Raw genomic sequence first — 19,538 nt, forward strand, 5'->3', positions numbered from 1 at the left:
GTCGTCCTCGGTCAGCCGACGGTGGCGGCGGCCACGTCCGGGTTGTCGCTGAACAGGCCGTCCATGCCCGCCCGCACGAACACGCGGATCTCCCCGGCCAGGTCACCGACCGCGTTCGGGTCGGTGCTGCTGCGGAAGTCCGCCGGGAGGAACTGGTTCTCCCGCCGGAACGTCCAGCCGTGCACCTCGAGGCCCACGCGGTGGGCGTCGCGGATGACCGGCGTGGGGGTGCTCAGCGTGGCGTCCGCGTTGCGCGGGATCATCAGGTCCTTGCACAGGCCGACGCCGTCCGCGTACCCGGCGACCTGCGCCAGGCCCGCGCGGGTCACCAGGTCGCGGTAGGTGCGCGGGTCGCCGGCGGCCACCAGGTCGTACGGTGCGCCCGAGCAGTCGACGAGCTGGACGAGGCGGACCCTGGTCAGCCGGTCGAGCTGGCGCAGGTTGCCCGTCTCGAAGCTCTGGATGATCACCGGCGACCGGCGGTCGTCCAAGCCGTTCGCCCGCAGCTGCGCGAGCAGCGGCTCCTCGAGGGACAGCCCGACCGAGTCGAAGTACGTCGGGTGCTTGGTCTCCGGGTAGACCCCGACGGGCTGGCCGTCGCAGGTCGTCGAGTGGCGGGCCAGGTCGAGCACCTCGTCGAAGGTCGGGATCTCGTAGAGACCGTCGAAGGCCGTGTTGGCCGGCCGCACCGCGGGCAGCCGCTCCTTCGCGCGCAGCGTCTTGAGCTCGGCGAGCGTGAAGTCCTCGGTGAACCAGCCGGTCACGCTGTGCCCGTCGACGACCTTGGTCGCCTTGCGCGCGGCGAACTCGGGGTGGTCGGCGACGTCGGTCGTCCCGCTGATCTCGTTCTCGTGCCGGGCGACGAGCACGCCGTCCTTCGTCGAGACGAGGTCCGGCTCGATGTAGTCGGCGCACTGCAGGATCGCCGTCTCGTAGGACGCGAGGGTGTGCTCGGGCCGGTACCCGCTCGCACCGCGGTGCCCGATGACGGTGACGTCGCCGGCCCGGGGTGCGCGGACCTGTCGCAGGTCGACGAGGTCCATCTCCGTGTCGTCGGGGGTCCCGGCGACGCGTGCGGCGTTGCCGGGGTAGTTGTTGTCGTTGGCGATCAGCAGCCGGCCGTCGCGCAGCTGCACCACCGTCTCGAACGACTGCACCGGCAGCGAGAACGGGTCGTCGGTGCCGTACCCGTCACCGGCACCGAGGTGGTCCGGGTTGGCGATCTTCAGGGCGTCCATGACCAGCGTCTTCTCGACGAACCCGTCGGTGCCGGTCGTGTCGAGGTCGACCCGGTAGACGCGCTTCATGACGGACGCGGCACCCTGGAAGTCGTCCCGTTCGATGAGCAGCAGCTCGTGCCGGCCGGTCATGAACGCGTCGCCGACGACGTTCGCGTCCTGGTGCGTCTGGTACGCCCAGGTGCGCCCGGTGTACGCCCCCGCGGTCGTGTCGTACTCGTAGATCGTGCGGCGCCGCTGCACCGGGTCGTCGACGAACGCGCCCTCGGTGATCGGGTACAGGAACCGCCCGTCACGGGAGCCGGCCATCGCCTCGAACCCGCGGCTCGCACGGACCCGCGGCGTCTCCCCCGGCTGCAGGTACGGGTTCTGCGGGGACTTCCCGTCCGGGAACGGCACGGGTGCCGCGAGCAGCCTGCCCGTCCGGTCGACGTGCAGGAGGAACGGGCCGAACTCCTCCCCGATCCAGAAGCTGCCGTCCTTCGCCCGCACGATCGACTCGACGTCGAAGTCGGCGCCCGTGAGGAGGCGGTCAGGCGTCGCGTCGTTGACGATCGGGAAGTCGATCCGGTGGTCCGGGTCGCTCAACGACAGGAAGTCCCCGACCGCGATGGCACCTTCTCCCCCGCCGGCGGTCTGCCACCGGGGTGTCACGTGGTAGATCCGCAGCAGGAAGTCGGCGGAGTTGGCCTTGGACCCGAAGCCGTTGTCCGGCAACGCCCAGAACGTGCCGTCGCCGGCGTCGACCATCCCCGAGAAGCCGGGGACCACCTGGCCCGCGAAGGGCCCCTGCCGTCCGTTGGCGGCGGTGGCCAGCGCCCCCGAGGGCGGTCCGGGCGCGAGGAAGTCGGCGGACAGCGTCGCGCGGCCGACGAGCGTCGGCACGGTGACCTGGTGGCGACCCTGGCCGGCCGGCGCGTCGTCGCGGCCTCCGGCGAGGGCGGGTGCCGGGGCGAGGAGGGCGACGGTCAGGGCCGCCGCGAGGACAGGGAGTACCGACGTGCGTCTCATGCACGCGACCCAACCGGCCGTGCACGACCGGTGCCCGACGACCCGGCGAGAACCGGACGTCGCCCGCATGAACCTCCCGCGACGACGTCAGTCGCCGGCCGTGACCCGGCCGCGCTGCACGATGAGCGGGTCGACCTCGCCGATGACGTCCTCGTTCTTCCCCTCGTAGGAGAACTGGCTGAGGAAGTGGCGCATCGCGTTGAGCCGGGCGCGCTTCTTGTCGTTGCTGCGGACCCAGATCCACGGCGCGTGGTCGGTGTCCGTGCCCGCGAACATCGCCTCCTTCGCCGCGGAGTACTCCTCCCACCGGCCCAGCGACTCTAGGTCCATCGGTGACAGCTTCCAGCGGCGGACGGGGTCGATCTGCCGGATCGCGAACCGGGTGCGCTGCTCGCGGCGGGTGACCGAGAACCAGAACTTCGTCAGGTGCGTGCCGTCGTCCACGATGAGCTTCTCGAAGTCGGGGGCCTGCCGCATGAACGCCGCGTAGTCGTCGTCGGAGCAGAAGCCCATCACGCGCTCCACTCCCGCGCGGTTGTACCAGGACCGGTCGAACATCACGATCTCGCCCTGCGTGGGGAAGTGCTGGACGTAGCGCTGGAAGTACCACTGGCCCTGCTCCGTGGTCGTCGGCCTCCCCAGCGCCACCACGCGCGCCGCCCGCGGGTTGAGGTGCTCGGCGAAGCGCTTGATCGTGCCGCCCTTGCCGGCGGCGTCCCGGCCCTCGAACACGATGATGTGGCGCTCGCCGGTGTCCTCCGCGGAGTACTGCAGCTTGAGCAGCTCGATCTGCAGCCGGTACTTCTCCGCCTCGTACTCATCGCGGTCCATCAGCTCGTCGTACGGGTAGTCCTCGCGCCACGTCTCGACCGCCTTGCCTCCCGGGTCGATGAGCACCGGGTCCGCGCCCTCGCCGCCGGCGACGCTGTAGCCCTCGGCCACGAGGCGGTCGATGTACTCGCGCAGGTTGTCCTCGGCCTCGGGCTCGATCCGCTCGAGGTCGAACGGGGTGTCCATGGGTCCTCCTGACGGGCCCGACCGGGCCGGCTGCGACGGACGGGACTGTGCCCATGATGACCTCGCGGTGACGCACCCGCAGTCGCTCGGGTGCGGCGGCACGTCCGCGTCGAGCAGTCCCCGTCTCACACTGGTCGCGCCCGCCGGTGACCTCCGCGTGAACACTCGGCCAACTCCGCCTCCCGGGGTTGCCGGTCCTCCCGAGGCGGCACACCGTCGTTGACATGACCGATGTCCCGTTGCTCGTCCTGGTGGTCGTGACGGCGCTCGTGTTCGACTTCACCAACGGCTTCCACGACACGGCCAACGCCATGGCGACGTCGATCGCGACCGGCGCGCTCAGGCCGAAGGCCGCCGTGCTGCTCTCGGCGGTCCTCAACGTCGTGGGCGCGTTCCTGTCGCTGGCGGTGGCCGCGACGATCGCGTCCGGGATCGTCGAGCAGGACGACGCCACGCTGTCCGTCGTGTTCGCGGGGCTCGCCGGCGGCATCCTGTGGAACCTGGTCACGTGGTACTTCGGCCTGCCGTCGAGCTCGTCGCACGCGATCATCGGCGGCCTGGTCGGAGCGGTCCTCGCCGCCGCCGGGCCGTCGGGAGTCATCTGGGCAGGGCTGATCGGCAAGGTCGTCGTCCCCGCCGTCGTCGCGCCGGTCGCCGCGGGCGTCGTGGCCCTCATCGGCACCTGGCTCGTGTACCGCATCACCCGCGACGTGCCGGGCAGGGAACGCACCCAGGAGTTCCGGTGGGGGCAGATCGGCTCGGCGTCGATGGTCTCGCTCGCGCACGGCACGAACGACGCGCAGAAGACGATGGGCATCATCCTGCTCGCCCTCATCGCCGGAGGGGCGCTGCCGGACGACGCCGCCGTGCCGACGTGGGTGATCATCGCCTGCGCCCTGGCCATCGGGCTCGGCACCTACCTGGGCGGGTGGCGCGTCATCCGCACGCTCGGCAAGGGGCTCGTGGACATCGAGTCGCCGCAGGGCCTCGCCGCCGAGACCTCGTCGGCCGTCGTCATCCTCGTGTCCAGCAACCTGGGCTTCCCGCTGTCCACCACCCACGTCGCGAGCGGCTCGATCATGGGCTCGGGCGTCGGGCGCGGCAGCCAGGTCCGCTGGTCGACCGCCCGCCGGATGGCCGTCGCGTGGCTGGTCACCCTGCCTGCCGCGGCGGTCGTGGGCTTCTCCGCGGAGGTGCTGCAGAGCCGGCTCGGCGGCACCCTCGGCAACCTCGTCGTCCTCGTGCTGCTCGTCGGGGCGTCGACCGCGATCTTCGTCGCCGCTCGACGCAGCTCCGTCAACCACGAGAACGTCAACGAGGAGTGGGCCGAACCCGCACGCCCTGCCCGCCGCCCGGCCACGGTCTGACCCGGAGGACACATGAGCGAGTACTTCGACGCCGGCGCCCTGCTCAGGGTCGTCGTGGTCAGCCTCCTGCTCGGCGCGAGCATCCCCGCGATCTTCGCCCTCGGGGTGCGGGCGCTCGCCACGGACGCACCGTCGGGCACCCGACCGGTGATCCGCACCGTCGCCGGGTTCGCGTGCTTCGCGCTCGTCGTCGTCGCCGTGCTCCTGGGCATCTACAGCATCGTGAAGGCCAAGGGATGAACCGACAGAACGCGGTACGTCGCGTCGCCGGGTGGCTCCGCGCGGGCTACCCCGTCGGCGTCCCCGAGAACGACTACGTCGCGCTGCTCGCGCTGCTGCGCCGCAAGCTCACCGAGGACGAGGTCAGCGAGGTCGCCGACCGGATCATCCTGCTGCACCCCGACGGCGCCACCGAGGACGCCGTCGGCGAGCAGATCGGCGCGCTGCTCAGCGACGAGCCCCACGAGAGCGACATCGCGCGCGTCAGTGCCCGGCTCGCCGCCGTCGGCTGGCCGCTGGCCGACGTCGACGACTGACGCCGCACGCTCAGGCGATCGGCACGCTCAGGCGACCGACGGGACGCGGGTGACGCTGCTCATCGGGCGGGCGGCGACGTGCCCCTGGTGCGCCGCGTCGACGGCGACGCTGGTGAGACGCGTCGTGCCGTCGGCGTCGACCTCGACGGTGGACACCGACGCGTTCGGCAGCGGCACGCGGCCGGCGTCGTCGACGGTCGCCAGGTAGGCACCGAGGGCCAGGCCGTGCCCGACGACGAGCACGTGACCGTCGTCGTGCTGGGTCGCGATGCGGGCGAACACGTCGCGGGTGCGGGCCATGAACTCGGCGGCGTGCTCGCCCCCGGGAAGGCCGGGGTGGCGACCGGCGAGGACCTCGGTCACGAGCTCCGGCCACGAGATGACGTCGTCGAGCGCGCTCTCCGGTCGCTGCTCGTAGTCGCCGAACGCGAACTCCAGCAGGCCGCGGTCGGTGCGCAGCGGGACGTCGTCGTGCGGTCGCAGCAGCTCGACGGCCGTCGAGACCGCCCGGCCCGACGGCGAGGACCAGGCGGCCGTGAACGGTGTCGTGGCGAGGTGCTGCGCGGTCCTGCGGACCCCGGCGCGGCCGTCGCGCGTCAGCGGGGAGTCGCAGCGGCCCTGCAGGATGCGGCGAGCGTTGAAGTGGGTGCGCCCGTGTCGGACGAGCGTCATCGTGAGGGTCATCGTTGCCCTGCTCTCTGTCGTCGGTGTGGCCGACGGTAGGGAGCGGTGGTGTCCGGTCAGCGACGCGGGGATGACGTGTCGGTGACGGTTGCGCGCTCCGGTGACCGGGTGCCGTCGCACGACACCCGGTCCCGGGGGCGGCAGTCAGGGCGTGGCCGGGGCGTCGTCCGCGGTCTCGCCGTCGCTCGTGCCGTCCTCGACCTCGGTGGCGTCGTCGTCCGTCTCGCCGTCGGCGGCGTCGCCCTCCACCTCGGTCGCGTCGTCCGCGGTCTCGCCGTCGTTCGTGCCGTCCTCCACGCCGGTCTGCGTGACCGTGGTCGGGGTGGTCGTGCCGGCCTGCGCGGGCAGGACGAGTGCGGCGACGATGCCGGCCGCAGCCAGCGCACCGCCCGCGGTCAGGGCCACGATCCGCTTCTTGGTCGTCTGCATGTCCTTCAGCTCCTTCGTCGTCGCCCCGAGCGGGGCTTCCGCCACGCTAGGAGCCGGTCGATGACAGGACCGTGACGGTGCAGATCCATCGGGAGGGACAGCGTCGCCGTCGTGCCGACCCCCGTCCGGGACTCGAGCTGGAGCGTCCCTGCGTGCAGCTCGGCGATCTGCTGCACGAGCGCGAGGCCGATCCCGTGCCCGTCGGCGTCCGCACGGCCCCGCCAGAACCGCTCCGTCGCCCGCGCGACCTCCTCGGGGCTCATCCCGACGCCGTCGTCGCGCACGGCCACCTGCGCGCGGCCCCCGGTGGAGGTCACCGTGACGTGCACGTCGCCGCGGCCGGAGATGGCGGCCACGGCGTTGCTCAGCAGGTTCGCCACTGCCGTCACGAGGAGATCGCGGGACCCGGTTGTCGACACCGCACCCTGTGCGTGCACGCTGGCCCGGACCTCCGTGCTGACCGTGCGGCCGATCGCGTCGTGGACGACACCGCCCAGGTCGACGGGGACGAACTCGCCCCGCACCTGATGGTCACCGAGCCGAGCCAGCTCGAGGAGCTGCCCGGTCAGCCGCTCCAACCCGGAGACGACCTCGAGCGAGGTGCCGATCGCGGAGCGGTACTCCTGCTGGGTGCGCTCCCGGCTGAGCGCCAGCTCCAGGACCGCCCGCAGGACGCTCAGCGGTGTCCGCAGCTCGTGCGCCGCGTCGTCGGACAGCCGTCGCTCCCGCGCGTAGGCGTCCCTGACCGGGGCCAGCGCCCGGCCCGCGACCGCGTAGCTGACGACCGGCAGGACCACGAGCAGCACGGCGAAGGCGACGGACATGCCCTGCCTCAGCGTCGCGAGGCCCCGCTCGGCAGCGTCCGCCGCGACCTCCTCGCCACCCACGACGTCGAAGTCGAACGCCGTCGCCGCGTACAGGTAGACACCGACGGCGAATAGGCCCAGGAACGCGAGCGTCACCGCGGCGAACCCCGCCGCAAGGACCAGCTGGGCCCTGCGCACGATCACGTGGCCGCTCCGACGCGGTAGCCCACCCCGCGGACCGTGACGATCGGGTCCGGGCCGCTCGTCCGCAGCTTGCCCCGCAGGTGCCGGACGGTGCTGGCGACGACGTTGCTGCCCCCGTCGTAGTTGCGGTCCCAGGCGTGGTCGATCAGCTCCGACACGGCGACGACGCGACCCGGGTGCCGCATCAGGTACTCCAGCACCGAGAACTCCTTCGCCGTCAGCTCGACGGCGTCTCCGGCGTACGCCACGACCCGGGTGGCGGGGTCGAGCCGCAGGGCACCGACCTGCAGCTGGGGCGGGTCGGTGCGCGGGGAACGCCTGAGCAGCGCGCGGACGCGTGCGGTCAGCTCGGCCAGGTGGAACGGCTTGACCAGGTAGTCGTCGGCGCCGGCGTCCAGCCCGGCCACCCGGTGCCGGGTGGCATCCAGCGCGGTCAGCAGGAGGATCGGCACCGCCGACCCGTCGGCGCGCACCACCCGGCAGACCTCGATCCCGCTGATCCCCGGCAGCATCACGTCGAGGACCGCGGCGTCGTACGCCTCCACCTGTAAGGCTTCCAGCGCCTCGTCGCCGGTCGCGGCGGCGTCGGTCGCGTACCCCGACTCCGACAGCGCCTGGACGAGCACACGCCGGAGCCGGTCGTTGTCCTCCGCCACCAGCACTCGCACAGGGGACAGGATCCGCGCGCCATCCTGAAGAGTGCCTGAGGAGCCGAACGCCCTCGCTCGACGCGCGCCGAAGCCCGTCGTCTGCCTCAGGTGGCGCGGCGGAACAAGTAGTGCGCCTCGATCTGTCCCGAGATCCCCGCGACAGACATCCCCGCGAACCCGGTGTTCGTCGATGTCGTTGTCTGCACGTAGACATGGTCGACGTCCTCGACGTGCCACCCGACCTTCTCCACGGCTTCGAGCAGGGTGTCGGTCGACACTCTGGTCACCGACGTGGGCCCGTGTGTCGCCTTGATCGGCGCACCGACGAACGTCGCGACAGTCACCGAGCACGACCAGAACCGTTGGCCACGCTGGAAAGCCTGGAATGCCGCGGCCAGCAGCGCCTGGCCCACGTCAGCCGCGAGCTCTTGGGTGGGTTCGACCTTGCCCCGGCTCACGTGCCCGAAGCTACCAGCGGCGTGTCCAGCGCACTCGAACCGCCAGCCCGGCTCGCCCGAGGAGAGCCGACGACCACACGTGACCCGGCCTACCCGGCGAGCTCGAGCAGGTCCGTCAGACGGTCGAGCTCGAGGATGTTCGCCTCCAGGTCGGCCCGCGCTTTCGCCTGGGCCGCTGCCGGCGCCCGCTCCAGGAACGTCGGGTTGTTCAGTCGCGCAGTCAGCCCGGCGACCAGCCCTCGGGCGTCCTGCTGCCTGCGCGCCAGAGTGCGCCGCTGCCGGTCGTCGAGCGCCGGCGCCGCCGGGAGGGTCAACGTCGCACCCATCCGGCTGAGGCACGTGCCCGGTCCGGTGTCGGCGTCGACGAGCCGCGCGATGCGGCACAGCTCCGCCCACAGGACGACGCCGTCCCCGGTCGCCGGCAGCATCGCCCCGGCCGCGAAGCCCTGCCGGCCCCGGTGGGCCCGCGCGGCGTCGCGCAGCGCTCGCAGCTGGGCACCCGCCGCCTCGGCCTCCTCGTCAGGCGCCAGCGGTGCGGGGCACGAGGACCGGTCCATGATCCCGGACCACCCGAGGTCCTCGGCGAGCTCCTCGGTGGCGAACGGCAGCATCGGGTGCAGCGCCAGCAGCAGCGCGGTCCACGCGAACTCCAGCGCAGCACGGGCCTCGGCATCACCCGCGTACAGCGCGTCCTTGCGGGCCTCCAGGTACAGGCCCGACAGGTCGTCCTCCGCGAAGCGCATCAGCGCACCCGACGCACGAGCCAGGTCGCCGCCGTCGTACCCCGCGGCGGCCTCCGTGAGCGCGTCGTCGAGGCGGGTGAGCAGCCACCGGTCGAGCAGGTGCGCCGGCGCCGGCCGGGACGGCTGCCACGCGCACCCGAACCGTCCGGCCAGCCCGGCGACGCTGCGCAGCTTGGTCAGGAAGCCGCGAGCGATCGTCAGGTCGTCGGCACCGAACGGGATGTCCGCGCCCGGGCGAGCCTTGCGTGCCAGGGCGAGACGCAGCGTGTCGGGTCCGTGCTCGGCGATGAGGGGCAACGGGTCGATCGTGTTCCCGAAGCTCTTGGACATCTTCTTGCCGTGCTCGTCGCGGATCATGCCGTGGAACAGCATCCGACGGAACGGCGCCTGGCCCGTGAGATGAGTGCAGAGCAGGTTCATCCGCAGCGCCCAGAAGAAGATCAGGTCGTTGCCCGTGACGAGCAGGTCGTTCGGGTAGAACCGACGAAGGTCGGCGGTGTCGTGAGGCCATCCCAGGGTCGACAGGGGCCACAGCGCCGACGAGAACCAGGTGTCCAGGGTGTCCTCGTCCTGCGTCCACCCGGCAGGGACGTCCTCGTCGGACGCGCACGCGCGAGCCTGCCCGGCCGGGCCGTACCAGACGGGGATGCGGTGACCCCACCACAGCTGCCGCGACAGGCACCAGTCGCCCAGGTTCTCGGCCCATCGCAGGTAGTCCCGCCGGCCCTCGGCAGGCGAGATGGTCGTCGCTCCGCTCGTGATCGCGTCGGTCGCCGCGGCCGCCAGGTCGCTGGTCCGCAGGTACCACTGCGGGGTGCTGCGGGTCTCCAGTGCCGTGCCGCACCGCGAGCACGCCCACCCGTCCGGTGTCCCGTCGGCCTCGACGTCCGACAGGGTGGTCGCGCATCCGGGGCACCACAGGGTCTCCCGCTCGGCGCGGTAGACGAGGCCCTCGTCGAACAGCCGGGTGAACGCCGTCCGGGTCGCACGGCTCGGACCGTCGTCGAGGGTGAACGTCAGCCGGTCCCAGTCAGGGCTGGCACCGAGCTCGCGCATCTGGGTGGTGATGCCCGCGGAGCACTGCGCCTTCCAGTCCCAGGCGCGGCGTGCGAACTCCTCCCGCCCGATCTCGTCACGGCTCGTGCCTTCCGCCCGCAGCCGACGCTCCAGGAGCGCGTTCGTGGCGATGGCGGCGTGGTCCAGGCCGGGCAGCCACAGGGTCTCGGCGCCCTGCATCCGCCGCCACCGCGTCATGGCGTCGGACAGGGTGTGCTCGTAGGCGTGCCCCATGTGCAGGTCGCCGGTGATGTTCGGAGGGGGAAGGATCATCGCCCAGCGGGGCGTGCCGGCAGCGTCGGGGGTGGTGAAGGCGCCGGAGTCCTCCCACCGCTGGTAGCGGTCGCTGGAGGTCGTGAGGGTGTGCATGGTCGTCTGTCCGTTCGTACGGGTCCTGGAAGGTCGACGCTCGAGTCGAGATCTGCTCGACGAGCACAGGGGCCCCCGCCAGGTCCTGCGGACAGGCGGGGGCTAACGTACGACGACAGCGCGCAGCGAACCCGTGAGGCGGGGTGCGCGTGCAGTGGCCATGCCCCAGTGTGCCCGACACGCCAGGGATGCGGCAGTCCCCCGGACACGACACGGGGTGCGGGACCGGTCACCCCGTCGGCGCGCGGGCCGCAGGCGGCCCCCGACCGGCGAGCGCCCGGCCCGAGTCAGGATTAATCTCACTGCACGCAGTCCACCGGTGACAGACGTGGTCAGCCCAAGGGTTCGGACGTGAGCCCCCCGCGGGACGGCCGTGTCACCGGTCCCCCAGGAGTGTGCGATGGCCAGCTCGACGACGCCCACAGGTCGGTTCCGGTTCACGACCGCCACGGATCGGTGGTGGTGGTCCGACGACGTCTACGCGATCCATGGCATGGACCCCGGCGATGTGGTGCCGACGCGCGCCGTCGTCCTCGCCCACGCCGTCCCCGAGGACCGCGAGCGCGTCGCGAGCGCCCTCGACTCCTGCGCCGGGTCGGCCACGCCGAGCACCTGCGAGTACCGGCTCCGGGACCTGCAGGACCAGGAACGCACCGTGCTCATGACGTTGGCGTACGACGACTCCGGCCCCGACGGCCCGTCGGTGACCGGCTTCTTGGTCGACCGGACGGCCGCACTCGCGGCAGCGGTGGCGCAGCGTGTCGACGCCCAGCTCATGGCGGCCCTCGAGTCGCACGCGGTCATCGACCAGGCCAAGGGCGTGCTGATGCTGACCTACGGCGTGGACGCGGGCTCGGCGTTCGAGCTGCTGCGGTCGACGTCCCAGGAGCGCAACGTGCGGCTGCGGGCGCTCGCCGAACGGGTGGTGGAGTCCGCGCAGCGCGGGACGGAACCCGAGACCCGCGAGCGGCTGGACGGGCTCGTCAGCTCGGCGCTCGCGCAAGCCGCCATCCCGCCCCCGGTGGCGGACGACGCACCTCTGCGGCTGGCGCGCGACAGCCACGCGGGTGTCGTCCTCCTGCGCGTCGCCGGGCGCGTCGACCTCGCCACGAAGGACGGTCTGGGCGACGCGGTCGCCCTGATGCTGGACAGCGCCAAGGACCAGGGCCGCATGCTGCTCGACGTGCGCGCGGTACGCCCCGTCAGCACCGCGCTGTCGGACGTGCTGTGCGCGGCGCTGCGGCGCGCCACTGCCCGGGGGATCACCCTGACGATCGTGGGAGGTCACGCCCACCGCGACGCCGGCGACCCGCGCCTGTCCGTCGGGGCCCACGCGACGACCGCCGCCCGGGCCTGAGGGGCCACGGGCCGACGTCGAGCCCGGGTGCCGTCGTCCTGCCGTCGTTCGAGACCTGCCGTCGTCTCCTCGTCCGGCCCTGGTCGGACCAGGCAGATGCGAGTGTGAGTGGCGCAGCGCCCGTGCCCGGGTTCCCCGATGCCGACTCGTCGCCGAGGCATGATGACCACCGTGCGGGTCGCGCCCGCTGCGCCACCGAGGCGGCCGACAGCCGAGGTGCGTGCGCCGGACGACGGCCACCTGATCGGGCCGTCGCCGCGCCCTCGACCGACCTGAAGGACACGACGCCGATGAGCGACCCCGCCCAGATGACCGAGCAGGACGTCGCCGACCTGGCCGACCGCCTGCGCGCCGCTGCCGCGGCCTACTACGACACCGACACCCTCGCGATGTCGGACGCCGAGTACGACGCGGGCATCGAGCAGCTGCGCATCGCGGTCGCCGTGGACCCCTACTTCGCGCCGGCGGTGGCAGACCTGCTGGGCGCCGTCGCGGCGGGTCAGTCCGCCGGCGGCGACGTCGAGCACCCCACGATGATGGGCTCACTCGACAAGGCCCCCACGCTCGACGCGCTGGACGCGCTCGTGCACGCGATCGACGGTCCGGTCGTGGTCGAACCGAAGCTGGACGGGCTCGCGATCCGCGCCGTCTACCGTCGCGGTCGCCTCGAGCTGGTCGCCACGCGCGGTGACGGCCGCTCCGGCGAGGACGTGACCGACAAGGTGCGCACGCTCGCGCTCGACGGCCTCCCGGCCCGCCTGACCGGGGCGGACCTGTCCGTCGAGGTGCGCGGGGAGGTGTTCATGGCCGACAGCCGCTTCCCGGACGCCCAGGAAGCCCGGGCCTCGCTCGGTGGGGCACCCTTCGTGAACTCGCGCAACGCGGCGGCGGGCATCCTGCGCAAGGGCGACGCCGCCTACGCCGGGCTGCTGTCCTTCGCCGCGTACGACGTCTCCCCGGTCGCCGACGAGACCGCCGCCGCCGACGAGTCCTACAGCAACCGCCTCACCCTCGCCGAGCACGCCGGTGTGGGCACCGCACGCGCGCTGGCTCCGTGGCTCGCCGGGGGCGCACCCGTCACGACGACGACGGCGGTGCGCGCGGCCGTGGACGCGCTGGCCGCTCGCCGAGCCGTGCTCGGCTTCCCCATCGACGGCATCGTCGTCAAGGCGGACGCCGACGTCGACCGTGCCCGGCTCGGGTCCGGCTCGCGCACGCCGCGCTGGTCCGTCGCGTACAAGTACGAGGCCGAGACCGCCCTGACCCGCGTCGTGGGCATCACCACCGCGGTGGGCCGCACCGGCCGTCTCGCGATCCGCGTCGAGGTGGCCCCGGTCTTCGTCGGCGGCACCACGATCACGTTCGCCACCGGGCACAACGTCACGTGGATGTTCGAGCGAGACGTGCGCGTCGGCGACACCGTCGTCATCAAGCGCGCCAACGACGTGATCCCGTACATCGAGTCGGTCGTGCTCGACGAGCGGCCCACCGACTCCGAGCCGTGGACCGCACCGGCGACCGACCCGAACGGCGGTGAGTGGGACAAGTCCACCCTGCTGTGGCGCTCGACCGACCCGTCCCTGTCCGTCGGTGCCCTCGTCCGGTACGCCGTCAGCCGCGACGCGCTCGACGTCGAAGGCGTCGGCACCGAGATCGTCGAGTCGCTCGTCGAGCAGGGTCTGGTCGCTGACATCGCGGACCTGTTCGGCCTGACCGTCGAGACGCTGACGACCCTGCCGCTCGGTGAGGGGCGCACGCTCGGCTCGAAGAACGCCGTCAAGATCGTCGCCGAGCTCGACCGCGCCAAGGGCGCCGCCTGGAACCGCGTCATCACCGCGCTGGGCATCCGGATGACCGGCCGCACGATGGGACGACGCATCGCCGCAGCCCTGCCCACGCTCGACGCGCTGCGTGCCGCGTCCGTGGAGACCCTGGCGGGCATCGACGGCATCGGTCCCAAGAAGGCCGAGGTCATCCGCGCGGGCCTGGACGACCTGGAGGCGCGCGGCGTCCTCGACCGGCTCGTCGCGGCGGGCGTGCACACCGGCACCGAGCCTGACGAGGCTGCGTCCGCGGCCCTGCCCCTGGCGGGGATGACCGTGGTCGTGTCCGGCTCGGTCCCCGGCTACTCACGCACGACCGTCGCCGAGCTCATCGAGGCCCAGGGCGGCAAGGCGTCCTCGTCCGTCTCGTCGACCACGAGCCTGCTGGTGTCGGAGCCGTCGACGTCGAGCAAGTACGTGAAGGCCGCGGAGCTCGGCGTGCGGATCGTGACACCCGAGGAGTTCCTGGCGTTGCTCGGCTGAGTCGCCGTCGGTCGAGATCGAGGCACCACGTGCGGCGCAGCCGCCGCTAGACCAGGACCTTGCCGTCGCGGGTCACGATCCGGCCGCCCGAGACCACCAGGCTGCGCGGTGGGACGCGGACGAGGGCGTCGGGGGCGTTCTCGGCGTCGACGAGGACGACGTCCGCCGGGGCGCCCTCGACCAGGTCGTGCACGGCTCGCCCGACGAACCCTGCCGCGGACGACGTCGCGAGGCGGACGGCGTCGGTGAGGTCGTCGTCGGTGCGCAGCCCGTGCAGCCGCGCGAAGCCGAGGGCGACCCGCAGCACGTCGCCGTCGCCGAACGGGGACCACAGGTCACGGATGCCGTCGGTCCCGAGGCCCACGGGGATGCCGCGCGACCGCATCCCCCGCCACGGCAGCGGGGCGGTGCCGACGGGCGCGACGGTCGCCCAGGAGACACCCGCGTCCCGCAGGTCGTCGAGCAGGTCGTCCTGCCGCGCGGGCGGGAGCTCGCCGAGCGCGAAGCCGTGCGCGATGGTGACGCGGCCCCCGAGCCCGGCACGGCGGGTGCGCTCGACGATGAGCTCGACCTGGAACGCCCCGAGCTCGCCGCGGTCGTGCAGGTGGATGTCGAGACCGACACCGCGCCGCTCGGCGATCGCGAACAGGCCGTCGAGCTGCGCCACGGGGTCGCGGTCGATGGACGCGGGGTCGATGCCGCCGACGTGCGTGGCACCCGCGGCGGCGGCCTGGTCGAGCAGGTCGAGCACGCCCGGGCGTCGGACGACGCCGTCCTGCGGGAAGGCCACGATGCTGACGTCGATCGCGCCGCCGAGCTCCTGCGCGGCCTCCCGCACGTGCGCGACGCCCCGCAGGCCGACGCCCAGGTCGACGTCGACGTGCGTGCGCGTGGCGGTGGTGCCGTGCCGGACGAACTCGCGCAGCACGGCGACCGCGCCGGCGGTGCTGGGGATGCCGTACCGGTCGCGCTCCGCGCGCTCGTGCGCGATCCGCCCCTGCGTGGTGGCCTCGCCGCCGTAGGAGACCCACGGCTGGCCCCACCAGCTCTTGTCGACGTGGGCGTGCGCGTTCACGAAACCCGGCAGCGCGAGCAGCCCGGCGCCGTCGACGACCTCGGCACCGTCCGGCAGGCGACCGCCCACGGGGGCCACGGAGGCGATCACCCCGTCACGCAGGACGAGGTCGGTCGAGGGGGCGCCCCACGGGCGCACACGGGTCAGGACGAGGGTGCTCACGCCCGTCAGGACTACCAGAGGCGACGCCTTCGTCACAGCCTTTCGAGGCCAGCGACGAGGTGATCGTTCTGCTGACGGATGGCACATTCGCACTCGTACATCCGACGTGGTCCCGGCGGCAGGAGTCGCCGCCGTTCCCGACGTCGAGGCTGCTGGGTGAGGCCGAGGCTGCATCTGTCGCAATCCTCGAGTGGGAGCAGGACTGGTAGTGCGTCCCGTCCAGCCGCGACCCTCGCGCGTCGCAGTCAGCGGTGCGGTGACGGCTCCGGCCGCAAGCTGCGCACCATGGCGAGGAAGTCGGGTGCAAGCTTGCTGACGGTGCGGGTGGTGGTGGTGAAGGTCGCTACGTACAGGACACGCCCTTCCCCGTCAGCAGGTGCGGTGAGCGTGAGCAGGACCTGCTGCTGGGTGATCGCCACGTCGTGACCGTCGAGCGTGGTGGTGAAGGTCAGCTCTTGAGCCAGGCCGGGCGCGGGCTCGTGACCGAGCGGCTGCCGCCGTCGCACGACGACGTCGGTCTGGGTGGCCGTGAGCTGCGCGACGGCATCGTCGGCGAGTTGATCGAGCGACGCTTCGGCCGCGCGCGTGCCGACCGTGATGTTGGGGGTGAACCCGTCGTCGGTGCGCGCGTGAACGGCGATGAAGTCGGGCGCACCGCCCTGTGTTGGTGCAGGTTCTGCTCGCGTCCAGCCAGACGGCAGGCGAAAGGCCACCACTGGTGGTTCTGAAGCCATGATGATGTCGCTCCTGGGTGTCGCTGCTGGATGGCGCGATGGCCGCTCAGTGGTAGGCCTCGTTGAGGAATTCAACGGCGTCGAGGATGGACTCGAGCACTTCCTTGGGGTCGACGCTGATTCCGCTCGACAGCGATCCACCGATGCCGACGGCCGCACCGGCGTGGCCCGTGGCCCTCCAGATGCCGTGCTCGTCGGGGCCGACGACGGCGCCGGCCTCGGCGCCGATGCCCGCCCAGCCTTCGGCCCCGACCTGGCCGCCCACGCCGCCGGCCTCGACGTCGAACTCACCAGCGACCTGAGCACCGGCGAAGCCGCCGGCGCGGGCTTCGACGCCCTGCTTTCCGATGCCGACCCCTGCTTCGGCGTACGCGCCGGCCAGTCCGGTGGCCTTCACGTTGGCGGAGGCGTGATCCGCGCTGACGCCGGCGGACGCCTCGCCCATGAGGCCCGCTCGGCCTGACGCGGACGCGTGCAGCTGACCGCTGCTGAGTCCAGCCTCGGCACTCCCTTGGGCGCCGATCTTGAAGCCGGCGCTCGCGTTGGCGTTGAGGCTCCCGTACGTGGAACTCGCCGAGGCACCCCAGCCGCCCAGGATCGCCTGCCCTTCCGCCTTGGCGAGTCCGAGGCTCGCCGCGCCGGTGGATGGGTCGATCTTGATCACGGATCCGGAGACGTCTCCGGTCACGTTGCGGCCGTCCCGGTGCGTTTCGGTGCGCACGATGGGGACGTCACTGACCACGAGGTGGCGCAGGGTGTCGGTGGCGTCGTCGCCTGCGCGGCGAACGGCGTCGCGGGCGTCCTTGAGCACCTCGCGTGCCTCTCGGCGCAGGTGCTCGCCGGGGTCCGGGGCGGCGACCGGGCGGGTGGCAGGAAGTCCTCGGGACACGGTGTGGGTGTAGGTGTCCACCGCGATCGAGTGCGCGTAGGCGGCCGCTGCGCTCAGGTGCTCGGCACGCTGCCACAGAGCGATGGCGTGTGCGGCGTTGGTTTGCGCTGATGTCAGCACGTCGGCGTAGGTGCCCAGCGCCGTCGACGCCTGGGTCAGCGCGTCGGCCGTGATCCGCCAGCCTTTGGGGCGGGCGGCAAGCTTGTCCGAGAAGTGGTCGGCGGCGTCACCTTGCCAGCCTGGAACCCGGATGGCGGCAAGTGCGTCGGCGGCATCCTCGAGCTGGGCGGCACGCCGGCGCAGGGTGTCGGCTTCGGTGTGCACCGAGGCGGCCCGGCCCGGGACCAGGTCGAGCGGGTCAGTGGTGGTGCCGAGATCGGCTGCCATCAGTGACCGGCCGTGTTCGCGTTCACCAGGAGGGGTGACGGACCGCCGTTCGGTCCGACGAACGGGGTCGGACGGGCCGACGGGTCGGCGGCGGGAGCCGACAGACGCGCGGCGAGCGCGTCGAAGCCGGTGCTGGTCGTCTCGTCGGAGGACCGGTACTGCTCGACCTGGTTGTCGAGGTCAGCGGCGAGCGCGTTTGTTCGGGCGGCGTGTCCCTCGACCGCGAGGTCGACGTCGGAGGCGAACAGTCGCATTGCTGCGGCCAGGGCGTCGTGCCCGTAGTTCATCCCCCAGGCGAAGCATGCGTCCTGGCGCGAGCCGGTCTCGGCGACCCGCTGGATCGACGTCCCCGCCGCATCCAGCTCCGCGAAGTCGACGTCGAACCCCGGCGCTGCCATGAGGTTGCCCCTCTCCTGGTGATCACGGTGCGGCGCAGACTCTAGGGGAATGTGTGTCTCCTCGTCCGGGTGATGCACAGGCGTGAAGAACCGGGCTCGGACGTGGGGAGGCGAAGCGCTCCGGCACCGCGCCGCTGCAGCGCGACACCGTGGGAACGGTCAGCGCTCAGAACTGACCGGTGACCGCGTAGTAGATCAGGAGCGCGCCTACAGCGACGGCGGTCAGGGCGCCGACGATCGCGAACGCGATCCCGATGCGCTGGTAGATTCCGGCCTTCTCCGACCATCCCAGCTCGGCCGCGGCCTCGCGGATCATCCGGTGCCCGTCGGCCGTCGTGAACTGCTGTTCAGCGGGCTCACCGGTGCGCGCATGGCCTCCCAGAGGCACCTCGTACTGCACCTCCCAGGTTCGCCCGAGGGTGCGCGTGGCCTCGATCCGGGCGGCCAGGTGTGGCGCGCGGGCGCCCGACTCGCCGGAGACCCACCGCACGTCGTAGTGCTCGTCGGTGATGCGCATGGTGCGCCGCTCGCAGTCCAGTACCACGTGGTTCTCGACGACCCCGCGGCGCCCGACCCTCTCGAGGAACCCATGCCAGCGCACGTCCTGCAGGTCGATGCGCAGGTCGAATCCGTGTTCCGTGGCATTCACCCGGTAGGGCGTCTCGGCGGCCGCCGCGCTCACCGCTTCGATGAGTTCCTCGGCCGGCGTGCTCACGAGCCCGCGTCCAGCGGGTCCTCGTCGACCGCGATGCTGAAGCCGTTCTTGCCGTTCCCGCGCTTCTCCGTGAGCGTGATGGTGAGTCCGTAGCGCTCGTCGCCGTCGGTCAGGACGCAGCGGACCTCGGCACCGACCCGCACGGGAAGCTCGTCGGGGCAGTCCATGGCGTCCGGCGCACGGCCGTACTCCTTCTCCAACGCTGCCGAAGCCTCGCTCTCGAGCTCGTCGGTCGGCACGAACCGGGTGTCGACGTGAGCTGAGCAACCCGCCACGACGACCATGACGGCAGCGGAAAGGATCACGGAGGCAAAGCGCACGCGGCACATGATGGCACGGCCTGCCACGACCCCGGCTCTAGCGCTGTTCCAGTTCCTGTACCCCGAGACGCCAGGCAGGAGCATCGGGTGAACGCTCGCCGGCACACATCTGCGACCGCTCCGTCGACCCCGATCCAGCCGCGACATCCGCGACCTGGACGCACGCACCGCTGGACTGCGCAGGTCGTACGGAGCTTGGGGGCTGACCGACAGATGCGCGGCGAGCTCGGACAGGGTCATCGCCGGCTCGGTGGCCGACGTCACGAGGTTGGTGTCCATGCCACCAGGGGTGCGGCAGGTTCCCAGGACGCGACGAGGGGGTCCCAGAGGCGGGCGAGACCGGCCGAGTCGCGGTCGATACGTGTCTATTTAATGACCAGCGGCCACGTCAGGCTCCTGTGTTCAGGATCCCGACGTGGCCTCTGACCTGCGACTTCGGTGGAGCTGAGGGGACTCGAACCCCTGACCCCCTGAAGTACCGCGGTGTATCGGATGGTCATGCGGACCTCGGCGATTCTCCGAGAACTTCGGCATGACCTGGGCGAGCGCTGGGATCGGAGGGGCGTCGTGCACCCATCCTATGGGTGCGGTTCGGCCGCTTTCGGGGCCGTTCGATGCCGCAAAGTG

Annotated in this window: 19 protein-coding genes; 5 read left to right on the plus strand and 14 right to left on the minus strand. The window is 72.2% G+C overall.

The genetic code is table 11. From position 1 onward, the window contains the following. Positions 1 to 11: 11 nt before the first annotated feature. Both Cch01nite_RS03870 and ppk2 read right to left on the minus strand, forming a co-directional pair. Positions 12 to 2,249: an esterase-like activity of phytase family protein gene (locus tag Cch01nite_RS03870; RefSeq protein ID WP_203748785.1), complete on the minus strand. Its 2,238-nt coding sequence runs from the start codon at positions 2,247 to 2,249 to the stop codon at positions 12 to 14. Positions 2,250 to 2,336: 87 nt separating this feature from the next. Continuing rightward, positions 2,337 to 3,266, minus strand: a complete 930-nt coding sequence (ppk2, locus tag Cch01nite_RS03875) for a polyphosphate kinase 2 (RefSeq protein WP_203748788.1) — start codon at positions 3,264 to 3,266, stop codon at positions 2,337 to 2,339. Between the two features lie 224 nt (positions 3,267 to 3,490). Between ppk2 and Cch01nite_RS03880 the strand changes: the two genes are divergently transcribed. The 3 genes from Cch01nite_RS03880 to Cch01nite_RS03890 are packed head-to-tail and all read left to right on the plus strand — an operon-like array spanning position 3,491 to position 5,169. Continuing rightward, a complete protein-coding gene (locus Cch01nite_RS03880; protein ID WP_203748791.1) occupies positions 3,491 to 4,633 on the plus strand; it encodes an inorganic phosphate transporter in 1,143 nt (380 codons plus the stop codon). Positions 4,634 to 4,645: 12 nt separating this feature from the next. Next, positions 4,646 to 4,873, plus strand: a complete 228-nt coding sequence (locus tag Cch01nite_RS03885; protein WP_203748794.1) for a hypothetical protein — start codon at positions 4,646 to 4,648, stop codon at positions 4,871 to 4,873. Next, positions 4,870 to 5,169, plus strand: coding sequence for a DUF3349 domain-containing protein (locus tag Cch01nite_RS03890; protein WP_203748797.1), 300 nt, complete (start codon positions 4,870 to 4,872; stop codon positions 5,167 to 5,169). Before Cch01nite_RS03885 ends, Cch01nite_RS03890 begins: the two co-directional genes overlap by 4 nt. 27 nt (positions 5,170 to 5,196) lie before the next feature. Here the strand turns inward: Cch01nite_RS03890 and Cch01nite_RS03895 are convergent, their stop codons facing one another. The 6 genes from Cch01nite_RS03895 to Cch01nite_RS03920 all read right to left on the minus strand — a co-directional run bounded on the left by Cch01nite_RS03895 (position 5,197) and on the right by Cch01nite_RS03920 (position 10,568). Next, on the minus strand, positions 5,197 to 5,853 hold the full coding sequence (locus Cch01nite_RS03895; RefSeq protein ID WP_203748799.1) for a histidine phosphatase family protein: 657 nt from the start codon (positions 5,851 to 5,853) through the stop codon (positions 5,197 to 5,199). A gap of 144 nt (positions 5,854 to 5,997) precedes the next feature. Continuing rightward, positions 5,998 to 6,282: a hypothetical protein gene (locus tag Cch01nite_RS03900; protein WP_203748802.1), complete on the minus strand. Its 285-nt coding sequence runs from the start codon at positions 6,280 to 6,282 to the stop codon at positions 5,998 to 6,000. 5 nt (positions 6,283 to 6,287) lie between these two features. Further along, a complete protein-coding gene (locus Cch01nite_RS03905) occupies positions 6,288 to 7,292 on the minus strand; it encodes a sensor histidine kinase (protein ID WP_203748805.1) in 1,005 nt (334 codons plus the stop codon). Next, on the minus strand, positions 7,289 to 7,960 hold the full coding sequence (locus tag Cch01nite_RS03910) for a response regulator transcription factor (RefSeq protein ID WP_203748808.1): 672 nt from the start codon (positions 7,958 to 7,960) through the stop codon (positions 7,289 to 7,291). Before Cch01nite_RS03910 ends, Cch01nite_RS03905 begins: the two co-directional genes overlap by 4 nt. 86 nt (positions 7,961 to 8,046) lie before the next feature. Beyond that, on the minus strand, positions 8,047 to 8,400 hold the full coding sequence (locus Cch01nite_RS03915; RefSeq protein ID WP_203748811.1) for a hypothetical protein: 354 nt from the start codon (positions 8,398 to 8,400) through the stop codon (positions 8,047 to 8,049). A gap of 89 nt (positions 8,401 to 8,489) precedes the next feature. Beyond that, complete coding sequence (locus tag Cch01nite_RS03920) at positions 8,490 to 10,568, minus strand: class I tRNA ligase family protein (protein WP_203748813.1); 2,079 nt, start codon at positions 10,566 to 10,568, stop codon at positions 8,490 to 8,492. A gap of 400 nt (positions 10,569 to 10,968) precedes the next feature. Here Cch01nite_RS03920 and Cch01nite_RS03925 point away from each other — a divergent pair, with 400 nt between their 5' ends. Both Cch01nite_RS03925 and ligA read left to right on the plus strand, forming a co-directional pair. After that, the gene (locus tag Cch01nite_RS03925) at positions 10,969 to 11,925 is read left to right on the plus strand and encodes a PAS and ANTAR domain-containing protein (RefSeq protein ID WP_203748817.1); all 957 of its coding nucleotides are present in this window, start codon (positions 10,969 to 10,971) and stop codon (positions 11,923 to 11,925) included. A gap of 290 nt (positions 11,926 to 12,215) precedes the next feature. After that, complete coding sequence (ligA, locus tag Cch01nite_RS03930) at positions 12,216 to 14,231, plus strand: NAD-dependent DNA ligase LigA (protein ID WP_203748821.1); 2,016 nt, start codon at positions 12,216 to 12,218, stop codon at positions 14,229 to 14,231. Between the two features lie 46 nt (positions 14,232 to 14,277). On the opposite strand, the gene Cch01nite_RS03935 is transcribed toward ligA, so the two are convergent. The 6 genes from Cch01nite_RS03935 to Cch01nite_RS03960 form a co-directional block, all read right to left on the minus strand. Further along, a complete protein-coding gene (locus Cch01nite_RS03935) occupies positions 14,278 to 15,468 on the minus strand; it encodes an amidohydrolase (RefSeq protein WP_239069845.1) in 1,191 nt (396 codons plus the stop codon). A 245-nt stretch (positions 15,469 to 15,713) separates the two neighbouring features. Further along, positions 15,714 to 16,181 (minus strand): hypothetical protein, encoded by a 468-nt coding sequence (locus Cch01nite_RS03940; RefSeq protein ID WP_203748828.1) that lies wholly within the window; start codon positions 16,179 to 16,181, stop codon positions 15,714 to 15,716. A 67-nt stretch (positions 16,182 to 16,248) separates the two neighbouring features. Further along, on the minus strand, positions 16,249 to 17,478 hold the full coding sequence (locus tag Cch01nite_RS03945; protein WP_203748831.1) for a putative T7SS-secreted protein: 1,230 nt from the start codon (positions 17,476 to 17,478) through the stop codon (positions 16,249 to 16,251). Next, entirely contained in the window at positions 17,478 to 17,876 is a 399-nt protein-coding gene (locus tag Cch01nite_RS03950; protein WP_203748833.1) for a hypothetical protein, read from the minus strand. The genes Cch01nite_RS03945 and Cch01nite_RS03950 overlap by 1 nt, the downstream gene beginning before the upstream one ends. A 166-nt stretch (positions 17,877 to 18,042) precedes the next feature. Then, entirely contained in the window at positions 18,043 to 18,591 is a 549-nt protein-coding gene (locus Cch01nite_RS03955) for a molybdopterin-binding domain-containing protein (RefSeq protein WP_203748835.1), read from the minus strand. Further along, the gene (locus Cch01nite_RS03960; RefSeq protein WP_203748837.1) at positions 18,588 to 18,911 is read right to left on the minus strand and encodes a DUF4333 domain-containing protein; all 324 of its coding nucleotides are present in this window, start codon (positions 18,909 to 18,911) and stop codon (positions 18,588 to 18,590) included. Before Cch01nite_RS03960 ends, Cch01nite_RS03955 begins: the two co-directional genes overlap by 4 nt. Between the last annotated feature and the right edge of the window lie 627 nt (positions 18,912 to 19,538).

Origin of the sequence: Cellulomonas chitinilytica, assembly GCF_016862675.1 — a bacterium.
In the GTDB taxonomy this organism is placed as follows: Bacteria; Actinomycetota; Actinomycetes; order Actinomycetales; family Cellulomonadaceae; genus Cellulomonas; species Cellulomonas chitinilytica.

Excerpts from the sequence above, each read along its gene's own strand:
- Cch01nite_RS03870 (WP_203748785.1), bottom strand. The coding sequence starts at position 2,249 with ATGAGACGCACGTCGGTACTCCCTGTCCTCGCGGCGGCCCTGACCGTC.
- ppk2 (WP_203748788.1), bottom strand. The coding sequence starts at position 3,266 with ATGGACACCCCGTTCGACCTCGAGCGGATCGAGCCCGAGGCCGAGGAC.
- Cch01nite_RS03880 (WP_203748791.1), top strand. The coding sequence starts at position 3,491 with ATGACCGATGTCCCGTTGCTCGTCCTGGTGGTCGTGACGGCGCTCGTG.
- Cch01nite_RS03885 (WP_203748794.1), top strand. The coding sequence starts at position 4,646 with ATGAGCGAGTACTTCGACGCCGGCGCCCTGCTCAGGGTCGTCGTGGTC.
- Cch01nite_RS03890 (WP_203748797.1), top strand. The coding sequence starts at position 4,870 with ATGAACCGACAGAACGCGGTACGTCGCGTCGCCGGGTGGCTCCGCGCG.
- Cch01nite_RS03895 (WP_203748799.1), bottom strand. The coding sequence starts at position 5,853 with ATGACCCTCACGATGACGCTCGTCCGACACGGGCGCACCCACTTCAAC.
- Cch01nite_RS03900 (WP_203748802.1), bottom strand. The coding sequence starts at position 6,282 with ATGCAGACGACCAAGAAGCGGATCGTGGCCCTGACCGCGGGCGGTGCG.
- Cch01nite_RS03920 (WP_203748813.1), bottom strand. The coding sequence starts at position 10,568 with ATGCACACCCTCACGACCTCCAGCGACCGCTACCAGCGGTGGGAGGAC.
- Cch01nite_RS03925 (WP_203748817.1), top strand. The coding sequence starts at position 10,969 with ATGGCCAGCTCGACGACGCCCACAGGTCGGTTCCGGTTCACGACCGCC.
- ligA (WP_203748821.1), top strand. The coding sequence starts at position 12,216 with ATGAGCGACCCCGCCCAGATGACCGAGCAGGACGTCGCCGACCTGGCC.
- Cch01nite_RS03945 (WP_203748831.1), bottom strand. The coding sequence starts at position 17,478 with ATGGCAGCCGATCTCGGCACCACCACTGACCCGCTCGACCTGGTCCCG.
- Cch01nite_RS03950 (WP_203748833.1), bottom strand. The coding sequence starts at position 17,876 with ATGGCAGCGCCGGGGTTCGACGTCGACTTCGCGGAGCTGGATGCGGCG.